Source organism: Staphylococcus sp. EZ-P03, assembly GCF_003344575.1.
In the GTDB taxonomy this organism is placed as follows: domain Bacteria; phylum Bacillota; class Bacilli; order Staphylococcales; family Staphylococcaceae; genus Staphylococcus; species Staphylococcus simulans_B.
In genome coordinates, this window is sequence record NZ_QPMO01000010.1 from 112,649 (window position 1) to 136,226 (window position 23,578).

Here is a 23,578-nt window from a genome sequence, read left to right on the forward strand (position 1 = left end):
ATTCAAATATATAAAAAGTGTCACCAGATCCATCCGATCTGATGACACTTTAGATTATTGTTCTCACTAGACCACTCGATGACCTGTTGCATCTAATCTTGCGTGATACTATGGTTGATTGCTCAATGCAAACTCTATAGAAAGATATTAACGTCTAGTTCTTCTTGAACGTCTTTCTTCTCTGTTTCTGATGAAACTTGGAATATCATCTTCTTTAGTAGTGTGTGTTCTTGATTCGCTTGTTGATTCAGAACTATGAGATCTTGGCGCATGTCCGATTCCTTCGTCATTTGAAGTTCCCGCACTGCTTGCGCTTGATCCGAAACCTGTATTAGATTGTTTGCGTGCATGTGTTGCTGGTTTGTCTTCGAAACCAGTCGCAATCACTGTTACCACGATTTCATCTTGTAATTCAGGGTTGATTACTGTACCGAAGATCATGTTTACATCTTCATCAGCCGCATCTTGAACGATGTCTGCAGCTTCTTGTGCTTCGAATAAAGATAATGATTCTCCGCCTGTAATGTTCATTAGGACACCTTGTGCACCAACGATTGATGTTTCAAGCAATGGAGATGAAATAGCTTTTTTAGCTGCTTCAACTGCACGGTTTTCACCAGAAGAAACACCGATACCCATTAACGCTGAACCTTGGTTAGACATAATTGTTTTTACGTCTGCAAAGTCAAGGTTTACTTCACCTGAAACAGCGATTAAGTCAGAGATACCTTGTACACCTTGGCGTAATACGTTATCTGCTTCTTTGAATGCTTCCATCATTGGCGTTGATTTGTCAACGATGTCTAATAAGCGATCGTTTGGAATTACGATTAATGTATCCACAGCTGCTTTCATTGATTCTACCCCTGCAGCAGCTTGTGTTTGACGTTTGCGTCCTTCGAAACTGAATGGGCGTGTTACAACACCTACTGTTAAAGCACCCATTTCTTTTGCGATTTTAGCAACAACCGGTGCAGCACCTGTACCAGTACCGCCACCCATACCAGCAGTTACGAATACCATGTCAGCGCCTTGAATTGCATCTTCAATTTGCTCACGTGATTCTTCGGCAGCTTTTTTACCGATTTCAGGGTTCGCGCCAGCACCTAAACCGCGTGTTAACTTTTCACCGATTTGGATTCTGGACTCAGCTTTAGATAAGTTTAATGCTTGACCGTCAGTGTTGATTGAAATAAATTCAACATTGTTCATTCCGTGGTCAATCATTCGGTTTACAGCGTTGTTACCACCGCCGCCAACACCAATGACTTTTAAAGTCGCTAAATGATTAAATCCTTGTTCAAATTCTAACATTTAAATTTCCTCCTAGTTTTAATGGGCAATCAATCAAATAGAGATTTCAATAATTTTTTAAATTTGCTCTCTTCTTGTTTCTCATGAGATTGGTCTGAGTTATAATCACTATCTTGCTTAGGATGTGTTTCTTTCGGTTCAGAAACCGTTTCATCCCCTTCAGTCGGTTCTTCAGCAACAGGCTCGTCATGAGACGGCTTGTTTTGTTTCTTCTTGAACCAGTCGAAACCGCTTGATTTTTCAGTATACTCTTTAGGGTTCGACTCTATGACTTCTTCTTCAAATTCTTCATTATCATGATTACTAATTGTAACATAATCTAATAATTCATCAAAAGCGATACTGCTGGAAATCGTTGAAATTGCTGAAGAGAATTCAGGTTTTCTGATTCCCATTTGCGAAGGTGTATGTATTCTAACCTTCTCATTAACCATATCTTGCAGTAATTCACGAACACCTAATAAGTTGGCTGAACCGCCTGTTACAACAAATCCGCCGTTTACTTTTGTTAAACCGAGTTCTTGCAATAAGTCGAAGACATTGAAGAAGATTTCCTCTACACGTGCTTCAATAATATCTGCTAAATCTTTTTGTGTAAATTGTGCATCCTCTTCGCTATCGATTTGTTCTACTGTGAAAACATCTTGGTCTGATGCTGAATTGTAGAAAGCGTGACCGTATTGATGTTTGACTTTCTCTGCAGTATCAAATGAAGTGTTCAGACCTTGTGCAACATCGTCTGTGATGTCGCGTCCGCCCATTTCAATTGAATCCGCATCCACTAAGTCGCCGCGTTCGTAGAACGCCACTTGTGTCAAGTCTTGACCAATGTCAATCACACATGCGCCAAGTTCTTTCTCAGTCGGTGTAAGGATTGATCCGTAGTTGTATGCATCAGAATAAACATCTAATACATCTACACCGCACGCTTCCACACATTTAATCAAGTTGACTAGAATTGATTTTTGAATGGCAATGACGCCTGCTTCCACTCTTAAAGAGTGTCTTGCAATCAATTCTTTAGGATCAGAAACTTCATTGTCGTTATCAACGATGAAACGAATTGGGAATGTATCCACAACTTCAGTTTCTTCAACATCATTTTTGTCTCTGATGCCTTCTAATACTGTTTCAATATGTGTTCCTTTTACTTCTGTATCTTCATAAAATTCAATTTCATTGGTTTCATCAAAAACTTCAGTAGCGACAATCGGCAATTTCAAGAAGACTTCTTTAATGTCAACGCCAGATGCGATTGAAGCTTTCTTAATTGTATCTTTAACAGCTTGTTTAGCTAAATCAAAATCATCGATTAAGCCGTTTTTAATTCCGCTAGTATAGGTTTGTCCTGTACCTATCACATTAATTCCATTATGAAATTTTTCGCCTACTATTGTTTTTACACTAGATGAACCAATATCTACACTTACATAGTAATGTTCCTCCATAGATAGGCACCTCCTGACAATTTCTTTAAAAAATACACTATAGTTAGTTTACAATACGTTTCTATGGTTGTGAACTATAAACACATGATATTCAAGACTTTTTTAATTATTTGTACTACTTTCTTTCTTTGACTTATCATTCTTTGACTTGTCATCGTTTGTTTGATCATTAATTTTGTTCAATGTTGCTTGTAATTCGTCTTTCGCTTTATCTTCCATCGCTGTGCCTTCTTTAAGTTTCATACTGCTGTCTGAAGACGTTGATGAACCATCTTGATAAGGAATAAATGATGCGCCGACTGATAAATCAATGTAACCTGATTTTTTCAGTTCTCCGGATGCATCTCTGTCTAACGCACTTGCCATATCCGGATAATACTTCATTTTATTCGCAATTGTATTCATATTGCCGATAACTTGAATATCATCTTTCATATACAATCTGACTTTATTGCGGCTTTCCTTATCATCTGCGTATTCGACTTCAGAGATTGCTTGACGAATATTTTTCGGCATTTCTGATAAAGCTTGAATGATTTTCTCGCGGTTAGAAGCATTAAAGCCTGAAACCACAGGTGCATCATTCGGCAGTTTCCCTTTATAATCTTTTAAAATATGATCATTTGAAAGGATGGGATGAAACTTCCCTTTTTCTTCAAGCAAACCGACTAACTGATACTCTTTGACTTGCACTTCTAAGTTGTTCGGCAGTTTTCTGTTGATTTGAACATCTTTTACAAAAGGATTTTGTTTCATCTTATCGACAGCCTTGCCTTTGCCGAACATGTAGATTTTAGTATCCTTCTTTAAATTCAAAGCGTTCTTAACCTCTTTATCAGAAAGATAATGATTACCTTTAATATCTACACGGTCAATATTACTGATCGGCGTAAACATATACAACACAATTAAAATAATCAGTGCGATGAGCGTACCGAAGATCGACAATTGGATACGCCGTTGTCTTTCTCTTCTTTTTCGACGCTTTTCCTTGAGGTACTCAGAATCGATTTTACGAACTTTATCCGTCATTAATACATCACACCCCTACTTCGAAGGCAGATGCGAACGGAAGCTGTCGATAAAGACATCGCCGCGTTCTTCAAAAGTATTGTATTGATCCCAGCTGGCACATGCCGGTGAAAGCAAGACTACATCATTAGGTTCGATGACCTCTTGTACTTTGTTAACAGCATCTTTCACATCGGTCGCACGAATCACATACTTGCCTTGACTTTCGCCGAGTTTTGTTAACTTATCTTGTGTTTCGCCGAATGTCAGCATCACTCTTACATTCTTCATGTAAGGAATCAGCTCATCGAAGCCGTTGCCTCTGTCTAAGCCGCCGCATAACCACACAATCGGCTGATCAAATGAATTCAAGGCAAATTGTGTTGCTAACGTATTCGTTGCTTTAGAGTCGTTGTAATATTTGTTCGTTTTGTTAGAACCGATATATTGCAGACGGTGTTTGATACCAGAGAATGTAGTTAATGTATGATTAATCGCATCTACCGGTACACCTGCAAGTACAGCTGCTAAGACTGCAGCTAAGATATTTTCAAGGTTATGCTCGCCAGGGAGCACAATATCATCTTTATGAATGAGACGTAAACCATTCAACATGATATAGCCGTCTTTGATGTAAATACCGTCAACTTCTTGATTGGTTGAGAAGTAATAGGTTTTAGCTTTTAAATCTTCTGTTTCAATCAAATGACGCTGACTGTAGTTGCAAATCAAATAATCATCTTCTGTTTGATTTTTATAGATACGGCGTTTTGCATTGCGGTATTCTTCCAGCGAACCATGATAATCAAGGTGTGCTGAATAGATATTAGTAATAATCGCAATATGCGGACGATACGTATCAATACCTAATAATTGGAAAGATGACAACTCTGTAATCAAGTAATCATCAGGGTGTGCTTCTTGTGCCACTTTAGATGCTACATAACCGATGTTGCCTGATAACAGCCCCTTGATTCTGCTGTTGTCAAACATGTCTCCAATCAAGGATGTTGTGGTTGTTTTACCGTTCGTACCAGTCACCGCAATAATCGGTGCTTCTGAAACTAAGTAGCTTAATTCAACTTCAGTTAAAATCGTTAAACCGCGTTTTTCTGCTTCTTCAATTAAAGGCACAGTATATGGAATCCCCGGGTTCTTCACGATAATAGGATGATTATCAAGCAATGAGAGCGGATGGTGACCGCCGATAACTGTTAATCCCATTTTCTCTAAATCATTTGCGTGCGGATCTTTGGAAAGGTCGCCGCCATCATTCACAGTAACATCTGCACCTAGATGATGTAATAATTTAGCTGCTTCATAACCGCTTTTCGCTAAGCCAACTACTAAAACATTTTTTCCTTCTAATCCTTTGTATTTAAGCATTTATCAATGCACTCCAATCCATAATCCTATCAAACCTGTAATGAGGCCTACTGTCCAGAATACAGTAACAACTTTCCATTCATTCCATCCGCTTAATTCAAAGTGGTGATGCAGCGGACTCATTTTAAAGATACGTTTTCCGGTTAATTTGAATGATGCTACTTGCAAAATAACAGATAATGTTTCAGCAACAAACACAAAACCGATAAACAGTAATGAGATTTCCGCATTCAGCATAATCGACACTGTTGCGATAATACCGCCTAATGCCAAGCTGCCTGTATCACCCATGAATGTTTTGGCCGGGTTGACGTTATAGAATAAGAAACCTAATAACGCAAAGACCATAATGATACAAAACGTACCCACAGCATGGTCGCCCAGCATAAAGCTCATAATCGCATACATCGCAAATGCGATGATAGATAAGCCGGTTGCCAATCCGTCTAAACCATCTGTTAAGTTCACAGCGTTAGAGAAACCGACTTGCCAGAATACGATAAAGATGACATAAGCGACTGACAATGGAATATGCACTGTCGTAAACGGAATGTGGATGCCTGTCGCAAAATGAATCATATTGAATGTATCACTTAAGATAAAGAAAATAACCGCAATCGCAATTTGCGCCAAGAATTTTTGTTTGCTTGTCAATCCTTGGTTATTCTTCTTAACGACAATAATATAATCATCAATGAACCCGATTAATCCGAATCCTACTGTCACAAATAACAATAAGATGAATGGGTTAGGGTTATTTGAAAAGATGATCGCAATAATCGTAGTGACAATAATACTGATTAAGAAAGTCAGGCCGCCCATTGTCGGTGTGCCTGTCTTTTTCATGTGGCTTTTCGGCCCTTCTTCTCGAATACTTTGGCCGAACTTCATTCTCTTCAGTGTTGGAATCAAAATCGGCACTAATACTGCTGTGATTAATAATGCAACGATTGCTAAAACATAAACCATAGTTATCTCCTTGTTATATATAATTTTAAACACTTATGTAAAGCGAGGCTTGGGTACCGAGGGTACCCTTGCCTCTTCTGTCTATTCTGCTGAAGGTGCGGACAATTCAACTTCTAATTGTTTTTGATCTTTAAGCGGTGTATTCGGACTGATAGATTGTTTAGATACAAATCCATTACCTTTCATTTTAACACTAATTCCAGTTAAGGATTCAAAAGCTAATACATCATCTTTGCCCCAATCTTTCATATCCGGCATAGTCATGTCGCCATCTGTTTTGATGAACACTTTGCTGTAAGGCAATGTTTTTTCGTTGCCTTCAGGCAGCTGCTGCGCCACGTTGTCGCCTTGACCGATGACAACCGGTTTTAAATTCTGAGCTTTAAGTGAATCTTTTGCTTTATCAACAGATTGTCCTGAAACATCAGGCACCTTGCTGAAGGATGCTTTAGATGATGAGTCGCTTGATTTGCCTACATTCAAGTATTTCAATGTATTTTCCATAATTGGATTAAAGGCTTTGCTGACACCCATTTCATACGCTTCTTTTTTGTTTTTCTGAGCCAAGCTCATACCTGCATAAACCACAACTTTAGGATCTTTGCTCGGTGCATGACCGATAAAGCTTGTGAAGTATGGATAAGGACCTTCTACGTAACCGCCGTTTTCCGGATCGGCAACTTGTGCTGTACCGGTTTTACCGCCGATACGGTAGCCTTTGACTCTGAAGTTCTGCGCATGGCTTTTCTCGCTGTTGACAACTAAGTCTAATTCTTTCATCACTTTCTTAGAAGTTGCTTCGGTAATCGGTTTACCAACAATTTCTCTTTTACCTTTATATAATTCTTTATCTTTGACTGGATTATTGATACTGCTGACATACCAAGGTTTAATCATGTTCCCTTTATTGAACATTGCACTTTGTGCTTGCAGCATTTGAACCGGAGTGACTGTTGTTGATTGTCCGAATGCTGATGTTTTTTGTTGCAGTTCATTATCCCAAGCGATACCGCCAGGTGCTTCGCCATCGAATAAACCGCCTGTTTTCTTACCGAAACCGAATTTTTCATACCAAGATTTCATCTTATCAGCACCGACTAAATCTTGAAGGTGCATCATCAATGTATTGGATGAATAAGTGAAACCAAGACTCATTGGAATTTTACCCCAACCGGTACGGTTCCAGTCAGAGATTTCAGATCCCATAATCGTACGATGTCCTGATTTATATTCTTTCTTAGGATCGAATTTGCCTTCTTGAATGGCTGCTGCTAAACCGTAGGTCTTAAATGTAGAACCAGGCTCATACGTGTTTTGATATAAATCATTCGCCCAATTTTTACCGAAGTCTTTCCCCGTTTCAGGATTGAACGTCGGACGTTGGCTGAACGCCAAGATTTCGCCAGTATGAGCATCCATAACGACCACGAATGCATCTTTCGGTGCGAAGTGATCATCGAGCTGATTCAATGCTTCTTCCACAAACACTTGAATATTCGAATCAATAGTTAAATGCACATCTTCACCGCGCTGCGGTGCCACTTCTCGTTTAGAATTCGGTGCAATATAACCCCAAATATCATGAATATATTTTAAAGAACCATGTTTACCAGCTAAATAACTGTCGAAGATTTTTTCAACACCCATCGCACCTTTCAACTCGCCGTTATCCGGATTCTTTTGCGCCATACCGATTAAGTGTGAGGCAAAATTACCGTTCGGATAGAAACGTTCCGTTTCAGGATACAATTTAACCCCGGGTATCTTCATCTTCTCGATTTTATCTTTTTGCTGATACGTCAAATTACTGCCTTTTCGTCCGAACTCTACTTGGAACGCTTTTTTGTTATTCAACATTTTCTCTATTTCTTTCGGTTCCATATCTATAACAGTTGAAAGCTTTTTCGCTGCTTCTTTTTTATCCACGACATGTCGCGGTTTCTCAGAGCCTTCATCCGCTTTTTTATCGATGACTGCTGTCAGCTTGAAGCGTTCAACATCTTCAGCCAGGACTTTTCCGTGGCGGTCATAAATCTTACCGCGTTCCGGTTGTTCTTGACTTTCTACTAAATACTTTTCATTGGCTTTATTGATTAAATCTTGCCCAGATGAATGCCCTGTCAGCATGACAAAGGCATACCTTAAAACCAATAGAAAAAAGAGCAGTCCGAACAAACTGACGAGGAGGACTGCCCCTATTTTATTTTTTTTAATTTTAATTTTTCGCTTCGGCATTATTACGCACTACCTTTACATTATCGTTCTTTAAGCTCATGCCTTGTTTTTGAGCTTTGTCGTAAATGCGTTCATAAGAAGAGTTCTTTTTGATTTCTGACTTTAATGCACTATTTTGACTTGATTGTTGTTCGATTTTGTAATCTAAATCTGCAATTTTCCCTTTAGTGTCATAAGCATCCATTTTTAAAGAAAGTATATAAATACTTACCATTGCGATGACAGCGACTAAAGTTATGTATAATACCTTCTCGAATTTAGTTAGTTGAACAACTACTTTTCTTTTAACTTTTCTGGTTGGCGATGGTTCGGTTTGCGGTACTTGTCTTGCTGGTTCGTATTGCTCGTTATATGGTTCGTAGATCTTTTCAACAGCCATAGCAGCTCGTCACTCTCCTATCATTTTAAAATCTCTGCTACACGCAATTTAGCACTGCGGGCGCGATTATTTTCTGCTAAATCATCATCTGTTGCGGTAATCGGTTTGCGGTTCACGCGTTTTAATTTCGGTGTATATTCCTCTGGAATAATCGGTAAGCCTCTCGGCACTTCCGGACCTTTCTCATATTCTTGGAAGATTTGTTTGCATAAACGGTCTTCTAATGAATGGAAAGTAATCACAGAAATACGTCCGTTAACCTTTACTCTATCGATAGCTTGTTCTAATGAATCTTCAAATGCTTTCAATTCATCGTTGACTGCTATTCTGATAGCTTGGAAGACACGTTTTGCAGGGTGGCCGCCTTTGCGTCTTGCTTTAGCGGGAATCCCTTCTTTAATCACGTCTACCAATTGTAAGGTTGTCTCAATGGGTTCATGTTCTCTCGTTTTTTCAATTCTTCTTGCAATCTGTTTAGAGAATTTCTCTTCACCATAGCGATAAAAGATTCTGACTAAACTTTCATATGGCCACTCATTTACAACTTCATACGCTGATAAAGGCTGTGTTTGATCCATACGCATATCCAGTCTTGCATCTTGGTGATAACTGAATCCTCGTTCAGGCACATCTAACTGCGGGCTGGAAACCCCTAAGTCATAATAAATGCCGTCAACTTTGTCAATGTTCAAATCATCAAGGATTTGATTTATTTCTCTGAAATTGCTATGCACAAATGTGACACGATCTAAGTGGTCCTTTAAGACCTCTTTAGCATTTTCTATAGCTGTCATATCTTGGTCAATCGCAATCAAATGTCCATTGTCGTTAAGTTGATTCAATAAATAAAGGGCATGGCCTGCTCCACCAAGTGTGCAGTCAACATATACACCATCTTCTTTTATATTTAATTCATCAATGGTTTCTTTTAACATGACACTAACGTGATGAAACACTTTCATTCCTCCATTTAAAAATCAAAATCTATCAAATCTTCAGCGATATCTTCGAAACTGTCTTCAGATTCATCATAGAACGCATTCCATGTTGCTCTGTCCCAAATTTCGATACGGCTTGAAACACCGATCACTGTACATTCCTTACTTAAGTTAGCGTACTCCCTTAAATTTTTAGGGATATTGATACGCCCTTGTTTGTCGAGTTCCACTTCAACAGCACCTGAGAAGAACATACGCATAAACTTACGTGCGTCACGTTTTGTCATCGGTAATGACTTCATTTTCTCCTCGATATTCTGCCATTCTTCCATAGTGTATCCGAACAAACATTTATCAAGGCCTCTGGTAATGATAAAACGTTCATTTAATTCATATCTGAATTTAGATGGTACAATCATGCGGCCTTTTGCGTCTAATTGGTGTTCGTACTCACCCATGAACATTTATCTCACCTCACCTTATTTATAATTTACCACAACTCCCCACTATCCTCCACCATTTATGTAAACATATCGAAAAAATTCACTTTTGGCATAAAAAAGACCCGTGCTCCTCACCGCGAGCACGGGCAAACTATTGGTATATTAAGGTTTTATGATAATTTGATCTAAAGTGTAACGAAGTGGTGGATAGGTGGAGGGACTGAACATATCTGTCCCAAATTCATTCATAAATTGCAGCGCATTCCACACTCTTTCTTGAAGTCCTCCCATTGGGTGGAGAGAGTCATTGATTTCTCTGAAATGTTTCATGCTGATTGCATTTTCTCTTTCGATATTCACGAAATAGCGTTTTCGCAAGTAATCATATTGCGATTGATGAATTTGATTGTTTTTATTCACTAAATTTTTATTATCCTCGTTACCCTCTACTTCAGCTAAAAGCTGTTCATACACTTTTTGCTGATTCTCTTTTAACCCATCTAATTGATTTAAGAAAGTTTCAGAAGCATGTGCTCTGATAAACTTATCCTTTTCATCTTCGATGCCGTGCTGAATCACTTCTTCTGCTGTGATATCATAACGTGCTAATAATTTTTCAACACGCTGTGTCAGATAAGTCATCTTCGTTCTCGGCAATACAATCGGCATATCAACACCTAAAACTTCAAATGCTGCTTTTAATTCGGCCCAGTATTTGATTTCGCTTGGTCCGCCGACAAAGCTGACTGTATTAAACAGCCATTCTTCCATGATAGGTCGTGTGACGACGTTATTGGAGAATCTTTCAGGACTTTGTTCTAAAATCTCCAATAAATCTTCTTTAGTATAAGCCGTCTGTGATTTGCTTGTGTAATAGTAACCTTCTTCAAACGTTAATAATTGACGCATGTCATCTTCATGTAAAAACAAATGTACATTTGTATCTGTTTGAATCATTGCATCCATACCTGCACCAACTGAACGTGCTTGCTGCGAACGAAACGCTTGGTCTACTTGTTTGTGCTTTTCAATCATCTCTCTCAAGATTGGCTGTTCTAATTCTCTAAGCTTCTGATCTTGTGCATCTATCAGCAACAAGCCATAGTCTTTGAAAACTTCGTGACATAAAGCTTTAAACATATCCGACCATGTTTCGTAATTTGTGATTATCTCACGCATCATTTGATGCAGCGGCTGCGTATGTTTAGTTTCAGGCAGCTGTACCATAAATTGATCCAATGCATTCAGTAATGCTTCCTTATCAGGTACATAACGCGACACATTGCTTTCAGGCGGTGTCATTGTATGATATTTTACTTTGTGCAATAATGCTTTTTGTTCATTAAAGACATACGTATGATTCACTTCATCGAAGTCATGGTCCTCTCCCGCAATCCAGAATACGGGCACAACTTCTTTGTGATAGTCTTCTTGCAATTCACGGCTTAAATTAACAATTGATAATATTTTATGAAAAGTATACAGCGGTCCCCCGAACAAGCCAGCTTGCTGCCCGCCGATGACTACTTTAGCTCCTTGATTCAATTTATCAATATTATCTCTTTGTTGATCAGATAAATCTAAATCTGACATGTACTGTGCAATAATTGAAGCTAACTCCTGCTCTCTGCCGTTATTCGGCTTGTTTAAAACTGTTTTAAAACTTTCAGGAGACATCGCATCATATTGGTAAAATGAGTTTAACAATGCATCACTTTCTTTTAATTTTGTCAGAAACTGATCATTCTCATTGATTTTTGCGGTTAAACAATCCATACACTTTTCTCCTTAACTACTGAGTTTTCTCAACCATAAGTATAATGTTTATCTATATATAACACAATTTAACGGCTTATCGTATTCAATGCGTGTAAGCGTTATTTATTATATAATGGCTATAACGAAGCAAGGGGGGAGACAGAAATGAGCAACGTTAAACATTTAGATATTAACTATAAGACAGATGAGTTATTTGCGGACTTTAGAGAAACAAGCAATCCTAACCTCGCCTTAATTGATGAATTTGCCGGCGAAATGATTGACGCAAGTTCTGAATCACCATTCTACGGCATTTTTGTAGGGGAAAAAATCGCAGCAAGAATGGCATTATACGAAAATGGCCAAGTTGAAGAACATTACTTCCCAGAGTACGACAATTACTTAGTATTGTGGAAACTTGAAGTACTGCCTTCTTTCCAATCAAGAGGATTAGGTACAGAACTTGTTGATTTCGCTAAAGAAAAACACTTGCCGATTAAAGCAATTGCTAGAAACAAGTCAAAAGACTTCTTCATCAGACATGGTTTCAAAGATACAGAAGCCAAAAACCCTGAGGGTTATGATGTTCTAATTTGGGCACCAGGACATTAATACTTAAAGTTGTAATCAAATATCAGCTTTTTATATGAATACGGTCTCGCATATCACAATGCAAGACCGTATTTTTATTGGATAATAGATTTAACCTCACTCAGATTCTTAATTTCATAATCCGGTTGAATATTTGACGCATTCGCTTTGTTTCTATAGTTAAACCAGCATGTATCAATACCTGCATTAATACCGCCTTTGATATCTGACGTTAAAGAATCACCGATAATCAATGAACTTTCACGCTGTGCATCAATACGGTCGAAGACATAATCAAAGAATTCAGGCATCGGTTTTTGGAAACCTGTCACTTCTGAAATAAAGATATCATGCATGATATTTTCAAGCGGTGTTTGCGTTAAACGACGTAACTGTGTATCCTCCACACCATTTGTCACAATATAAACCTTTGCATGCTGCGACATATATTCAATTGCTTCGATTGTTTGCGGAAAATATTTAACCGGCGCTGTCGCTAATCCATCTCTGAATGTGACATCCGCTTCATGCCCATTCACTTCCATCCCAAAATGCTTAAAGTAATTAATAAAACGCTCCGTCAGCACTTCTTCTTTCGTCAGCTTATTTTCTTGAAATGCTTCCCAATGTGCTTGATTCACTTCTTTGAATAACGCCAAATTTTTCGGCGTCGGTTCTAACTTATATTGCTGCGCAAGGTATTCAAACGCACGATCTTCAGCATCATGAAAATCCACAATCGTATCATCAAAATCTAATAATATCGTTTCATACTTCACAACTTCACCCCCATTATTCCTCATGGTAGTTGAATTTTTAACAACTTGCAATAGCATCCCCCTTTTATATTTTTAATCACACCATGAATGCATCTAACAATAAATTGTGAAACTATAAATTGTCATATATAATCAAAATAATAAACAAAGATAAACAAGCTATTATTAGGGATTGGGGGATACAAATATGACCTTGCATGCTTCTGCTTTTTTAGCCCTATGGCTGCTTTTCACACTCATCTTTATCATCTTTTTATTCTTGACTTTGAATGCATTGGGGAATCAAAACAAATACAAATTCAAACTGACAGTTGCACTCTCTGCGTTAATTCTAGGGCTCGTTAGTTTCGTTGGAATCTTCACTGATCAATCACTCTATCAAAACACTAACAACAATCTATCAATTAAAGACAAACTGCCCTTCCTCAACAACAAAGACAAATCAAAACCATCATCTGATTCAACTATAGTCCTGGATTCAAAAAGAGAATTCACACACGATGAAATTGAAGCTAAAGGATACGAAAGCGTGTACGCCTACTTTCCTTTGAAATTTAAACCCACTACCGCTTCAGGCAAGCCTATAAAAAGCGACGCTGAAAAACTAACGGTCGGCAAAGATATTAAACCAGGCTATTATCGTATTTCAGTTGAAGGCGACCCTCCTTATGGTACCATCGAAATCTTTAACCCATTTGGTGAAGTTGCTGAATTTGCACATTTAACTAAATCTGAAACACCTAAATCATTAACCACATACTTAATTAAAGGACATACACTTAAACTTAATTCTGCAAAGAAAAAGTATAAAACGACATATTCCATCGCTCCAGAAAAGCACATCATGCGTAATACACTGACCGCAGGTACTTATATTGTCGGTACAGATGTAAAACCTGGGCACTATCAAATCACATCAGAAAAAAGCGGAAACCTCATCGTACAAATGCAAAAGAAGCGACGCTATGAACTTAAGTATAATGAACTTTTAGAACAAGATTTTACTAAATCAGTTACATTAGGCAATGGAGATATGGTTTACATTAAAGGGGAAGCGACTGTAAAGTTAACACGTCAATAAGTTGTTTGCCTATTGTTTATCACTGGCGTATAATTAATATCGTATGTATTTAATTATCTTTTGTATTAACTATTCAATAAAGGGTATTAATAGTAATAAGAGATGTATTATAAATAAGGGAGTTGAAACATATGAACCCACGTTTAGAGCGCGCATATCAACAATATATTGAAAAGTTCGGTGAAAAACCGCCGAAACCTTACTTAAGTACATTAAGTAATTATGAAAAAGAAGAAATTCTATTACAACGCATCAGAAACAACACACCATTCTCAGAAAGTAAATATTACCGCAAATTGAACGTACAATAAGCTTTGATGATTGTCAGACGTACCCTAGCAGGTGCGTCTTTTTTATATTTAATTGCTCCTTTTTGTCATCTTCCATATAATATGTTTAACTACACTTAATTTTAAATTTGCTTCATAAATAAACAAAAAAAGGAGCGAGATCTATGATGTTATCCCCTATGACATTCTTATTGTTATGGATTTTATTTTCTTTGCTATTTATCATTTTCACCTTTTTAACTTTAAGCGCTCTCGGTAATCAAACACACTTTAAATTAAGATTGTCTATAGCAACACTTTCTTTCTTGTTAGGTCTTATATGTTTCTTCGGCATTTTCACAGACAATTCCATCAAAACAGACTGGAAACGTATAGGGAGTTTCAAGCCTTCTATTTCCGTCAAAGAAACTTTAAACAACTTCTTTGACAAAAAAGATACAACACCAAAAACGACGAAAAATGATACAGACACACCGCCTGCTCCACCAAAAAACGACTCTAATACTCAACAAAAAAATAGCGAAAATTATATCTCCAAAGGCAGACACTATCCTGTAGGTTATAATCCGACTGCTGATAAAGGACAAAAAACAACGAAAGGTTCCGGCATCTATACAGTTGGAAAAGATATTCAACCTGGCTATTACAAAATATCAATTAAAGAAAAAGAAATAGGAACAATCATGCTGGAAAATGAAAACGGCAGGTCTAATCTCTCTTCGATGTTGGATGGTTATCAAAAATCCAATAATAACTCTATCAACCTGCATCTAGCAAAAGATCAAAAGCTTATTATAAAAAGAACAGATCAAGTATCACTTGAACCCATACCTGTTAAAACTACAACAACTTTAAATCAGGGATTATATATTGTAGGTGCCGATATCAAACCAGGTCGCTATATCGCAAAGCAAACAAGCAAAGATTCAACCAATAACTTTACACTTTATAATGATAACTACAGACTTAAAACTAATGAAATTCTGACTAATAGAAAAATGAAATCCAGTAAATCAGTCAAACCAAAACCTCAAACTGCAATAGATATCAAAAAGAACGATATTATCACAATCTATGGCAAAGGTACAACACAATTGGAACCGCAATAACCTGAAAAAGAGAAAAAGGCGAGGAACAAAAAATGTTCACTCGCCTTTAATAATATTGTGAATTATTCATTATCAATTAGAATCCGAATAATTTGCTTACGATGCTTGCACCGTTAGTGATGATGTCAACGATGTTTGATCCTAAGTTTAAGTTGTCACCGCTTTGAGCAGCGTCGATTGTACCTTGAATAGCTTTGAATAAACCTTCCATGATTGTCACCCCTATAAGTAGAATAGTTAAGGTTAATGTATGTACTAACCTTCGATACATACACTATACAATGATTCTTAATTGAATTGGACAAAATTCCTCAACTCGCCATCTTTGATTCATCCTCGTGGATTTCTATCAAAACATTTACAGTTAGGCATTCCAAACTGTCCCCCAACCTCTAAAATATGATATACTTGCCATGATAAGTGCAATTCATCTACTAAAGTGAAAAATCTTATCGAAATTTATAAAGAATGGTATTGATTTAAATACATTAATTAGATATAATTATTCTTGTGTTAAAAAATCATGTCCTGGTAGCTCAGCTGGATAGAGCAATGGCCTTCTAAGCCATCGGTCGGGGGTTCGAATCCCTCCCAGGACGTAAATAACCGATAAAAATCGCTGTATCTTTTAATATTGATACAGCGGTTTTTTTAAAATCTATGACTATCGTTTTTTATCTATTTCACATCACAAAAAAACATCTCGAATATTTAAATGCAATATCCACAGACTAAAAACAATAATTTTTAGTCTTATATAACATGATTTATCAATCCGCCTTTCTAGCAACTTCTTATGAAATGCAGATTTATAAATATATATAAAGTAAAGGGGATTACACCATGACAAATAAAAAGTGGTATCAATCTAACTGGTTTATCGTGTTATCTTTAATTTTTTGCTTACCGTTGGGTCTCTATTTAATGTGGGAGAATCGCCAATGGAAAACAAAACAAAAAGTCATTATTACCATTATTTGTTCCAGCGTTTTTGTAACGGCTTTAAATTTCTTTGCTGTGAGCAGCTATGATGATTTTAAAGCAAATAAAGAAAAAGAAATAGCCGCAAAAGCAGAAGAAAGTTCAGATGAAATTACATTGGATGACACTGACTATCAAATGGAATATGAATCTGACGCGCTTACTGATGAACCTGAATCAGATAGCTCTGCTGAACTTTACGAATATGAATCGAGTGATGCTTTAAGTTCAACAGCTACCAGAGAACAAAAGGCTGCTTTAAAAAGTGCTGAAACCTACTCACTCATATTTCATATGTCAAAAGCAGGTATTTATGATCAACTAACTTCAGAGTTTGGGGATAAATTTCCGGCCGATGCTGCACAATACGCTGTAGATAATTTGGATGTCGATTATAATGAAAATGCTTTGAAGAGTGCTGAAAATTATGCTGAAACTTTTAATATGTCATCAGCAGAAATATACGACCAGCTCATCTCTGAATACGGAGAAAAATTCACAGCTGAACAAGCACAATACGCTGTAGATCATTTATCTGAATAAGCATCCTTAATTTCAAACATCAAGCTTCCTATTATTTGAAGCTATAACAATTCGGTTGATGAGATAATCTTACAATTATTTCTCAATCGAATTTGTTGCTTAAAAAGCGTCCTTTAATTTTTAAGTTATCACAAATAAGAATAGCGAGAAAATGCATTTATAGCACAATATAAAGCCAAAAATCCTTGATTATAAAGTGGAAAATATTTCGTTTGTTGACGACGTTCAGATAATTTAATTAGTCAATAACTATATATTTAAAGTCAAAACTCAGCATAGTATACCTTATCCATTTTAATTACCAATTATCGAAATCGACTTATCTCCCTTTTTCTCGATGATAATAGCTTTTTAATTTAATATCATCAATATTTTCTAAATAATGTTCAATGTCAGAAAGTAGATTCAATAAATTTAAACACTTTTGGTATTCATCAAAATGTAAATCATTCGCCCTGTTCAGCCTTTTGTTATACAAAATGAAAAATGATTTGTTGAATTTTTCAAAGTTTACCTCTATAATGCTTGTTATTTTGTCATACAAATATAAGATGCGGAATTTTAATGAATTATCCACATCTTGCTTTTTGAAGTATTGTTGTATATTGTCCCATTGTGTACTCAACAACTGTTTAAACTGCTGTTTCAAAACTGTAGCATCTTCGTTTTTATATTTTTCTTTAATTTCTTTAATATCAAGCATAACCTTCCCCCTATCATATTCACGACCTTCCTTTTAACGTTCTTCAAGAAACTCATTTTAAAATATAACTCTTTATTGATATTGTTATAAGATTTTCAGTATATCTATTAGACATTTCGATAAAAAAGCAACCATAAACCGCGTAGAGTTTTAGCTAGATCGCTAAATAAATTATATTTTTTCAAAATATCAAAACCCGGTGCTTATATCACACGTTCTCTCATCAAATTGTTAACATCTCTTATCATGTAATCTGTTCAAACTTACACTATAATGTATATAAACAAAATTAAAATATCAAACACGACTGTTAAGGAGTTGTTGATAATGAAACCTTTAGGATTTAAGGAAAGCTTTACAGAAGGCAGTATATTAACAGTGTTGGATAAGAGACAAAAACGACAATGGAATGAATTAGATGTTGAGGAGAAGCGTTATTTCATTAATCTATACAAGGAAAAATACAAAGATAATCCTCAACTGCTGATTTCAGATTTAGAACAGATGTTTAACGAGAAAGGCATTACAGGAGAACCTAAATCTCCAGAACAAATACAAAATGAAAAGTTGGAGAAATTCTTTAAAACACAAGGTATCTATAATCCAAGCGAGACGACAATGGAAGCCTTCAAGCACCAGCAAATATTTGCGAATTTCGATAACTTTTATCATGCGATCGGTCAATTTACATTCAATATGGAAAAGCAAGCACAATATAATTATTACATGAGCCAGCAAAAACAAAATTTCATTCAAGTGGCTCAAAACGATAAGATTATTAAACAAAATGATGAAATCATTCAATTACTTAAAATTATCGCTGAAAAACAGTAATAAAATGTCCTTCAAAAATCAATTGTGTTTAGTTCGGAGGTGAATTTGTGAACCAAGAAGAATTATTAGAAAAACTGAAGAAAGAAAATGAATTGCTAGTCATGAAACTGCGTTTAAAAGAAAAGTATATTAAAGAGTTGGAAACTGAACTTCAACAACGTAAACGCCCTGCTGTCGAATATGAGAAAACAACTGAACTTGAAGATATGTTTGTGGCAGTAGATATTGAAACGACAGGTTTAAGTCCTGACTTTCATGATATGTTTCAAATTGCTTTAGTTTTCTTTAAAGATGGACAGCCCGTTGATCAATTCGTAAAATACTTCAGACCGACTCGTTTACTCACTAAGAAAATTAAAGATATCACAGGGGTTTCAAATGAGTTTCTTGAAGATAAGGACTTCATTCAAAAAGATGATATAGAAACGATTTATCAATTTATCGGAGATAAACTCATTGTTTCGCATTCTGCCCCTTTTGCGATGAAATTTATATTACGCTATGCGGACGATTTCGATATAGAAAAACCTAGATTGCGTGTATTAGATACGTTACCGCTGTCTAGAAAGCAGATAAAAACCACACCTAATCATAAACTAGAAACACTTAAACATCAGTTCAACTTAGGCGACACAGATTCACACGATGCACTGAATGATGCTAAAGCCACAGGTTACCTTGCCTTAATGTTAAACACTATGACTAAAAAATAATTAAAGAGGCCTAATCTATGAATGATAAACTCACCTCAAAAATCAAAGCTTTTGTAAGTAAAATGAATCAAGAACTTGTCTTGCTTTATCTAGTTTCCAAAGATAGAAGAACACCTCTAGGTGTTAAGATACTTGCAGTATGTGTGGTTGCTTATGCACTAAGCCCTATTGATCTTATTCCGGATTTCATACCGGTCTTAGGCTATTTAGATGATATTATTATTGTCCCTTTAGGCATTGCCTTATGTTTAAAATTAATACCAGATGAAGTGCTTGAATCTAATCGTGCACAAGCACAAGTGATAAATAAGCGCTCACTTTCTAAAAACTGGTATGCAGGCATACTTATCATTACCTTGTGGATAATAGTGATGACCTTGATAGGCTTATGGATTTATCAGAATTGGATACGTTAGGCTCAGTGAATCATTTTAACTGAATAGATTTAAAAAATGCACAGGAATAAAGTTTTCCTGTGCATTACTTTATGCATTAGCCTTGTTGTTTAGAATGGTCTTGTCCATGCAACATCCAGCGTACATTATATTTGTCAGTAAATGAACCCATTTTACCGCCCCAGAATTGTTCTTCTAAAGGCATATCCACATCAACTGTGTCGCTGTCTTTTACTTTATTGTATAAATCTTCGACACGTTTTGAATCTGCTTCATCATTGATATCGTAGTCGATTAATAATGAAATACCTTCGTTGATTTTAACATCTTTGCCGAATGCATCTGATGCGAATAACGTAACGCCTGCGATTGTGAATTCTGAATGCATTGTTTTATCTGGTGCTTCTTCTTTGCTTACACCGAAACCTTCTGCTTGAGAAGGATCTACCGGCAGGCGGTTAATATCCGTTGCGCCGAATACTTCTTCATAATATTTTAAAGCTTCTTTCGTATTTTCAAATGCTAAATATGGATATAATTGAGTCATGTATAATTCCCCTTTTCATGTTTAGAGTACTGCTTTTTAATCATACCTTTTATTTGAGGTTTTAAACAACTTTTAAGCGGGCATTATGATAAGAGTTTTATTAATTATTTCGATAGAGGTGGAAAAATGATTCAAAGACTAGATGAAGTCATGTTATATGTAAATGATCAAGAAACTGCTAAAGCATTTTGGACAGAGAAGTTAGGTTTTATCGTAACATCAGATACAGAAGACCATGGCATGCGTACCATCGTATTACGACCTTCAAATGATGCACAAACCGCAATAGTTCTCCATAACAAACAAAAGATTCAAGCTTTAGATTTAGGTATCAGTACAGAAACACCGTCATTGATGTTTGCGACAGATGCAATTGATGATTTATATCAAACATTCAAAGACAAAGGTATCACTGTAGGTGAATTAGTTGAAATGCCGCAAGGCAGAGTTTTCAATTTTGCTGATGAAGAAAATAATTATTTTGCAGTGAAACAAGTCTAAAGAGAAAGCCGATGAACAGAAGTTATTTTCTGCCATCGGCTTTTGTCATGAACTTATTTTTACTTAGGACCTACTGTAAATTCAACTGTTTCAATCACTTCATGATTTCTGTTTCTGAAGTTTAATGTCGCATGCTGGTGATCATCTTCTATTAATAATTCCGCATAAGTTTCTTCTGTCGCACTTCTTGATTGTGAAATACTTCCAGGGTTAATGACATGTACTCCCGCAATTTCTTCATAACGTGCTATATGCGTATGGCCATAAAATGCCAATCGGCATTCATGTGCTTTCGCTTGTTCAGCCAGCTTTTGGCGTGTTGTATTCACCGCATAAAGATGACCATGAGTATAGAAAGCACGTACACCTTCATCCGTCACTATTTCTTCATTAGGAAACTCCGGATAAAAGTCGCAATTACCTTTTACTCTGCGATACAAACTTAATTCAGTATCATCATATTGGAATTCTGAATCCCCTAGATGCAATGCAACATCAACTTGGTCGTAATGATTAAAGATTTCAAACAAAATACCAGATTCTGAATGATTGTCGCTTACAATAATCCAACGTCTCAAATTTGTTCACCCTTTAAGTAATTTTTTAATTTATCGATAGCTTGGCGTCTATGGCTGATTTCGCCTTTTTCTTTATCAGTCAATTGTGCCATTGTTTTATGCATGCGCGGCACATAGAAAATCGGATCATAACCGAATCCATGCTCTCCTAATTTTTCCATCGTAATTACACCGCTGACAGTACCTTTGAATGTGACTGTTTCTTCTCCCGGTGCACTCATACTGATTACGCACACAAACTCTGCAGTACGATGGCGATCATTGCCTTTTAATTTCTCTAATAATTTTTCTATATTTGCTTCATCGTCTTTATCAGTACCCGCATAGCGTGCAGAATAAATACCTGGTTCGCCGTGTAATGCATCTACTGTTAATCCGCTGTCATCTGCGATGACGCGTTTGCCTAATGCTTTTGCGGCTGCTTCAGATTTTAATTTAGCATTTTCTTCAAATGTTGTTCCTGTTTCCTCGACATCAAAGCCTTCAATTAATTCACTGATACCAATTACATTGTATTCAGGGAATATAACTTTAAAGTCATTGATTTTGCCTTTGTTGTTTGTTGCGATTACTAAATCTTCCATGTCTTTCACCTCATATTAATCCACTTTCACTTGCGTTACTTCTACGTCGTCGATTTTCAGCCATTGTCCAATAATATATTGAATATGCTGTGCATCGCCTGTCGCAAAGAAGCGATGCTTTGGATACGGCGTATAATGCGCATGTTCATGACTGAATGTTAATAAAGCACTCACTTCACGCGCAGTTTCTAAACCTGATGATATCACAGTTTTATTACCGCCGAAATAATCAAATATCGGCTGGAATAATAACGGATAGTGCGTACACCCTAAAATAACCGTATCGGCTTCATTATTTCTATATGCCTTTAAAGTTTGATGAATCACGATATTTGTTGCTACTGGATCGTGATAACGCATTTGTTCCACCAAAGGAACAAAATCCGGACACGCAACACCTGTCACATCAACATTAGGGTTAATCGCTTGTATATGTTTCGTATACGCTTCAGATTTAATTGTACCTTCTGTACCTAATACCATGACTTTATTATTTTGTGTCGTCATGATGGCAGTACGAGAACCTGGTTCAATAACACCGATAACCGGTATCGGCAGCATCGCCTTTAATGTGTCTAATGCCACAGCTGTTGCTGTATTGCATGCAATTACCAGCATTTTAATATCGTATTCCATCAGCTTTTGTGCAAGCTGTACTGTGAATTCGCACACTTGCTCGCCGTCTCTTGGTCCATAAGGACATCTGGCACTGTCGCCTAAGTAATAAATTGTTTCATTTGGCAGCTGTCTAATAATTTCTTTTGCTACAGTGAGGCCGCCGACTCCTGAGTCAATTACACCAATTGGTTGATTCATGTCTTCTTCATCCTTACGAAAAACATTCTTAAACTATATTTTAGCATAATCATGAATTCCAATGCATGAATGGTTAACTATACAATTGTAATTTATAGGTTGAATGCTTTTGAATAATGCACTTCGCCGCGCACATCATCTAATGCACCTTCAACTAATTCTAGTGCTAACAAGTAGGGTTCTGCACCTTCAAATGGCGCTGTAATTTGCCATTCAATTGCTTTTTCAAAACCAAATCGCAAATAAAATTCAGGCGCTCCCAGCACAATAATAGAACGATACCCTTCTGCTTCAGCTTTCGCAATACTCTCTTGCATCAGCTGTGTTCCTATCTCTTTTCCTTGATAATCCAGCAAGACACTGATAGGCGCCAGTGCTAATGATGGTTCTCCTTCTCCTATTGTTATTGTTGATAACATCACATGTCCGATGATGTCGCCTTGATGATTTTGTGCAATCAATGACAATGAAGGTAAATAAGCATTGGTTTGTCTCAAATTACGAACTAATAGATGTTCTGTTTGATCACTCATCTCTGCATTGCGAAAAGCACTTTCGATCACTTGCTCGACACATCTATAGTCACCTGGTTGTTCTGGCTTTATTAACATATCATAAACTCCTTTCATAAATAGAAAAGGAGACAGGTATC

The 23,578-nt window shown here is 36.6% G+C and carries 27 protein-coding genes and 1 tRNA gene; 10 read left to right on the top strand and 18 right to left on the bottom strand.

The genetic code is table 11. From position 1 onward, the window contains the following. Positions 1 to 147: 147 nt before the first annotated feature. The 10 genes from ftsZ to bshC all read right to left on the bottom strand — a co-directional run bounded on the left by ftsZ (position 148) and on the right by bshC (position 11,899). Positions 148 to 1,314 carry a cell division protein FtsZ gene (ftsZ, locus tag DVJ99_RS06275; RefSeq protein ID WP_114603582.1) on the bottom strand — a complete coding sequence of 389 codons (1,167 nt, stop codon included), beginning with the start codon at positions 1,312 to 1,314 and terminating at the stop codon, positions 148 to 150. A 29-nt stretch (positions 1,315 to 1,343) separates the two neighbouring features. Further along, on the bottom strand, positions 1,344 to 2,762 hold the full coding sequence (gene ftsA / locus DVJ99_RS06280; RefSeq protein ID WP_105993876.1) for a cell division protein FtsA: 1,419 nt from the start codon (positions 2,760 to 2,762) through the stop codon (positions 1,344 to 1,346). Positions 2,763 to 2,864: 102 nt separating this feature from the next. Next, positions 2,865 to 3,794 (bottom strand): cell division protein FtsQ/DivIB, encoded by a 930-nt coding sequence (locus DVJ99_RS06285; protein WP_114603583.1) that lies wholly within the window; start codon positions 3,792 to 3,794, stop codon positions 2,865 to 2,867. A gap of 15 nt (positions 3,795 to 3,809) precedes the next feature. Next, the gene (murD, locus tag DVJ99_RS06290) at positions 3,810 to 5,159 is read right to left on the bottom strand and encodes a UDP-N-acetylmuramoyl-L-alanine--D-glutamate ligase (protein WP_114603584.1); all 1,350 of its coding nucleotides are present in this window, start codon (positions 5,157 to 5,159) and stop codon (positions 3,810 to 3,812) included. Between the two features lie 3 nt (positions 5,160 to 5,162). Then, positions 5,163 to 6,128 (bottom strand): phospho-N-acetylmuramoyl-pentapeptide-transferase, encoded by a 966-nt coding sequence (gene mraY / locus DVJ99_RS06295; protein WP_114603585.1) that lies wholly within the window; start codon positions 6,126 to 6,128, stop codon positions 5,163 to 5,165. An 81-nt stretch (positions 6,129 to 6,209) separates the two neighbouring features. Beyond that, entirely contained in the window at positions 6,210 to 8,363 is a 2,154-nt protein-coding gene (locus DVJ99_RS06300) for a penicillin-binding protein (protein ID WP_114603586.1), read from the bottom strand. Beyond that, entirely contained in the window at positions 8,344 to 8,742 is a 399-nt protein-coding gene (gene ftsL, locus DVJ99_RS06305) for a cell division protein FtsL (RefSeq protein ID WP_105993871.1), read from the bottom strand. Before ftsL ends, DVJ99_RS06300 begins: the two co-directional genes overlap by 20 nt. 20 nt (positions 8,743 to 8,762) lie before the next feature. Then, complete coding sequence (gene rsmH, locus DVJ99_RS06310) at positions 8,763 to 9,698, bottom strand: 16S rRNA (cytosine(1402)-N(4))-methyltransferase RsmH (RefSeq protein WP_114603587.1); 936 nt, start codon at positions 9,696 to 9,698, stop codon at positions 8,763 to 8,765. A 14-nt stretch (positions 9,699 to 9,712) separates the two neighbouring features. After that, positions 9,713 to 10,144, bottom strand: coding sequence for a division/cell wall cluster transcriptional repressor MraZ (gene mraZ, locus DVJ99_RS06315; protein ID WP_114603588.1), 432 nt, complete (start codon positions 10,142 to 10,144; stop codon positions 9,713 to 9,715). Positions 10,145 to 10,285: 141 nt separating this feature from the next. After that, positions 10,286 to 11,899 (bottom strand): bacillithiol biosynthesis cysteine-adding enzyme BshC, encoded by a 1,614-nt coding sequence (gene bshC / locus DVJ99_RS06320; protein ID WP_114603589.1) that lies wholly within the window; start codon positions 11,897 to 11,899, stop codon positions 10,286 to 10,288. Between the two features lie 147 nt (positions 11,900 to 12,046). Here bshC and DVJ99_RS06325 point away from each other — a divergent pair, with 147 nt between their 5' ends. Further along, complete coding sequence (locus DVJ99_RS06325) at positions 12,047 to 12,493, top strand: N-acetyltransferase (RefSeq protein ID WP_105993867.1); 447 nt, start codon at positions 12,047 to 12,049, stop codon at positions 12,491 to 12,493. A gap of 74 nt (positions 12,494 to 12,567) precedes the next feature. Here the strand turns inward: DVJ99_RS06325 and DVJ99_RS06330 are convergent, their stop codons facing one another. After that, positions 12,568 to 13,251, bottom strand: a complete 684-nt coding sequence (locus DVJ99_RS06330; RefSeq protein WP_114603645.1) for a YjjG family noncanonical pyrimidine nucleotidase — start codon at positions 13,249 to 13,251, stop codon at positions 12,568 to 12,570. Between the two features lie 187 nt (positions 13,252 to 13,438). Here DVJ99_RS06330 and DVJ99_RS06335 point away from each other — a divergent pair, with 187 nt between their 5' ends. The 3 genes from DVJ99_RS06335 to DVJ99_RS06345 all read left to right on the top strand — a co-directional run bounded on the left by DVJ99_RS06335 (position 13,439) and on the right by DVJ99_RS06345 (position 15,731). Next, positions 13,439 to 14,332 (top strand): hypothetical protein, encoded by an 894-nt coding sequence (locus DVJ99_RS06335; protein ID WP_114603590.1) that lies wholly within the window; start codon positions 13,439 to 13,441, stop codon positions 14,330 to 14,332. A gap of 131 nt (positions 14,333 to 14,463) precedes the next feature. Beyond that, the gene (locus tag DVJ99_RS06340) at positions 14,464 to 14,643 is read left to right on the top strand and encodes a hypothetical protein (protein WP_114603591.1); all 180 of its coding nucleotides are present in this window, start codon (positions 14,464 to 14,466) and stop codon (positions 14,641 to 14,643) included. 158 nt (positions 14,644 to 14,801) lie between these two features. Continuing rightward, on the top strand, positions 14,802 to 15,731 hold the full coding sequence (locus DVJ99_RS06345) for a hypothetical protein (protein WP_162912146.1): 930 nt from the start codon (positions 14,802 to 14,804) through the stop codon (positions 15,729 to 15,731). A 76-nt stretch (positions 15,732 to 15,807) separates the two neighbouring features. Here DVJ99_RS06345 and DVJ99_RS06350 read toward each other — a convergent pair whose 3' ends face one another. Beyond that, a complete protein-coding gene (locus DVJ99_RS06350) occupies positions 15,808 to 15,942 on the bottom strand; it encodes a beta-class phenol-soluble modulin (protein ID WP_105993862.1) in 135 nt (44 codons plus the stop codon). A 314-nt stretch (positions 15,943 to 16,256) separates the two neighbouring features. Here DVJ99_RS06350 and DVJ99_RS06355 point away from each other — a divergent pair. Then, positions 16,257 to 16,330 (top strand) — tRNA-Arg (locus DVJ99_RS06355). Positions 16,331 to 16,574: 244 nt separating this feature from the next. Then, on the top strand, positions 16,575 to 17,255 hold the full coding sequence (locus DVJ99_RS06360; RefSeq protein ID WP_114603593.1) for an Ltp family lipoprotein: 681 nt from the start codon (positions 16,575 to 16,577) through the stop codon (positions 17,253 to 17,255). A gap of 319 nt (positions 17,256 to 17,574) precedes the next feature. Here DVJ99_RS06360 and DVJ99_RS06365 read toward each other — a convergent pair whose 3' ends face one another. After that, entirely contained in the window at positions 17,575 to 17,958 is a 384-nt protein-coding gene (locus DVJ99_RS06365) for a hypothetical protein (RefSeq protein WP_114603594.1), read from the bottom strand. Between the two features lie 327 nt (positions 17,959 to 18,285). Between DVJ99_RS06365 and DVJ99_RS13285 the strand changes: the two genes are divergently transcribed. Genes DVJ99_RS13285 through DVJ99_RS06380 form a run of 3 tightly spaced genes read left to right on the top strand, consistent with a single transcriptional unit; the run spans position 18,286 to position 19,921 of the window. Then, on the top strand, positions 18,286 to 18,792 hold the full coding sequence (locus DVJ99_RS13285) for a hypothetical protein (protein WP_240430817.1): 507 nt from the start codon (positions 18,286 to 18,288) through the stop codon (positions 18,790 to 18,792). 47 nt (positions 18,793 to 18,839) lie between these two features. Beyond that, entirely contained in the window at positions 18,840 to 19,505 is a 666-nt protein-coding gene (locus DVJ99_RS06375) for a 3'-5' exonuclease (protein ID WP_114603595.1), read from the top strand. A gap of 17 nt (positions 19,506 to 19,522) precedes the next feature. Continuing rightward, on the top strand, positions 19,523 to 19,921 hold the full coding sequence (locus tag DVJ99_RS06380) for a YkvA family protein (RefSeq protein WP_114603596.1): 399 nt from the start codon (positions 19,523 to 19,525) through the stop codon (positions 19,919 to 19,921). Positions 19,922 to 19,997: 76 nt separating this feature from the next. Here the strand turns inward: DVJ99_RS06380 and DVJ99_RS06385 are convergent, their stop codons facing one another. Then, positions 19,998 to 20,447: a VOC family protein gene (locus DVJ99_RS06385; protein ID WP_105993858.1), complete on the bottom strand. Its 450-nt coding sequence runs from the start codon at positions 20,445 to 20,447 to the stop codon at positions 19,998 to 20,000. A gap of 126 nt (positions 20,448 to 20,573) precedes the next feature. Here DVJ99_RS06385 and DVJ99_RS06390 point away from each other — a divergent pair, with 126 nt between their 5' ends. Beyond that, positions 20,574 to 20,948 (top strand): VOC family protein, encoded by a 375-nt coding sequence (locus tag DVJ99_RS06390; RefSeq protein WP_114603597.1) that lies wholly within the window; start codon positions 20,574 to 20,576, stop codon positions 20,946 to 20,948. Between the two features lie 59 nt (positions 20,949 to 21,007). Here DVJ99_RS06390 and DVJ99_RS06395 read toward each other — a convergent pair whose 3' ends face one another. The 4 genes from DVJ99_RS06395 to DVJ99_RS06410 all read right to left on the bottom strand — a co-directional run bounded on the left by DVJ99_RS06395 (position 21,008) and on the right by DVJ99_RS06410 (position 23,537). Then, complete coding sequence (locus DVJ99_RS06395; RefSeq protein WP_114603598.1) at positions 21,008 to 21,526, bottom strand: YfcE family phosphodiesterase; 519 nt, start codon at positions 21,524 to 21,526, stop codon at positions 21,008 to 21,010. Beyond that, complete coding sequence (locus DVJ99_RS06400; RefSeq protein WP_114603599.1) at positions 21,523 to 22,110, bottom strand: XTP/dITP diphosphatase; 588 nt, start codon at positions 22,108 to 22,110, stop codon at positions 21,523 to 21,525. Before DVJ99_RS06400 ends, DVJ99_RS06395 begins: the two co-directional genes overlap by 4 nt. A 15-nt stretch (positions 22,111 to 22,125) precedes the next feature. Then, entirely contained in the window at positions 22,126 to 22,926 is an 801-nt protein-coding gene (gene racE, locus DVJ99_RS06405) for a glutamate racemase (RefSeq protein WP_105993854.1), read from the bottom strand. A gap of 92 nt (positions 22,927 to 23,018) precedes the next feature. Then, the gene (locus DVJ99_RS06410) at positions 23,019 to 23,537 is read right to left on the bottom strand and encodes a GNAT family N-acetyltransferase (protein WP_114603600.1); all 519 of its coding nucleotides are present in this window, start codon (positions 23,535 to 23,537) and stop codon (positions 23,019 to 23,021) included. Between the last annotated feature and the right edge of the window lie 41 nt (positions 23,538 to 23,578).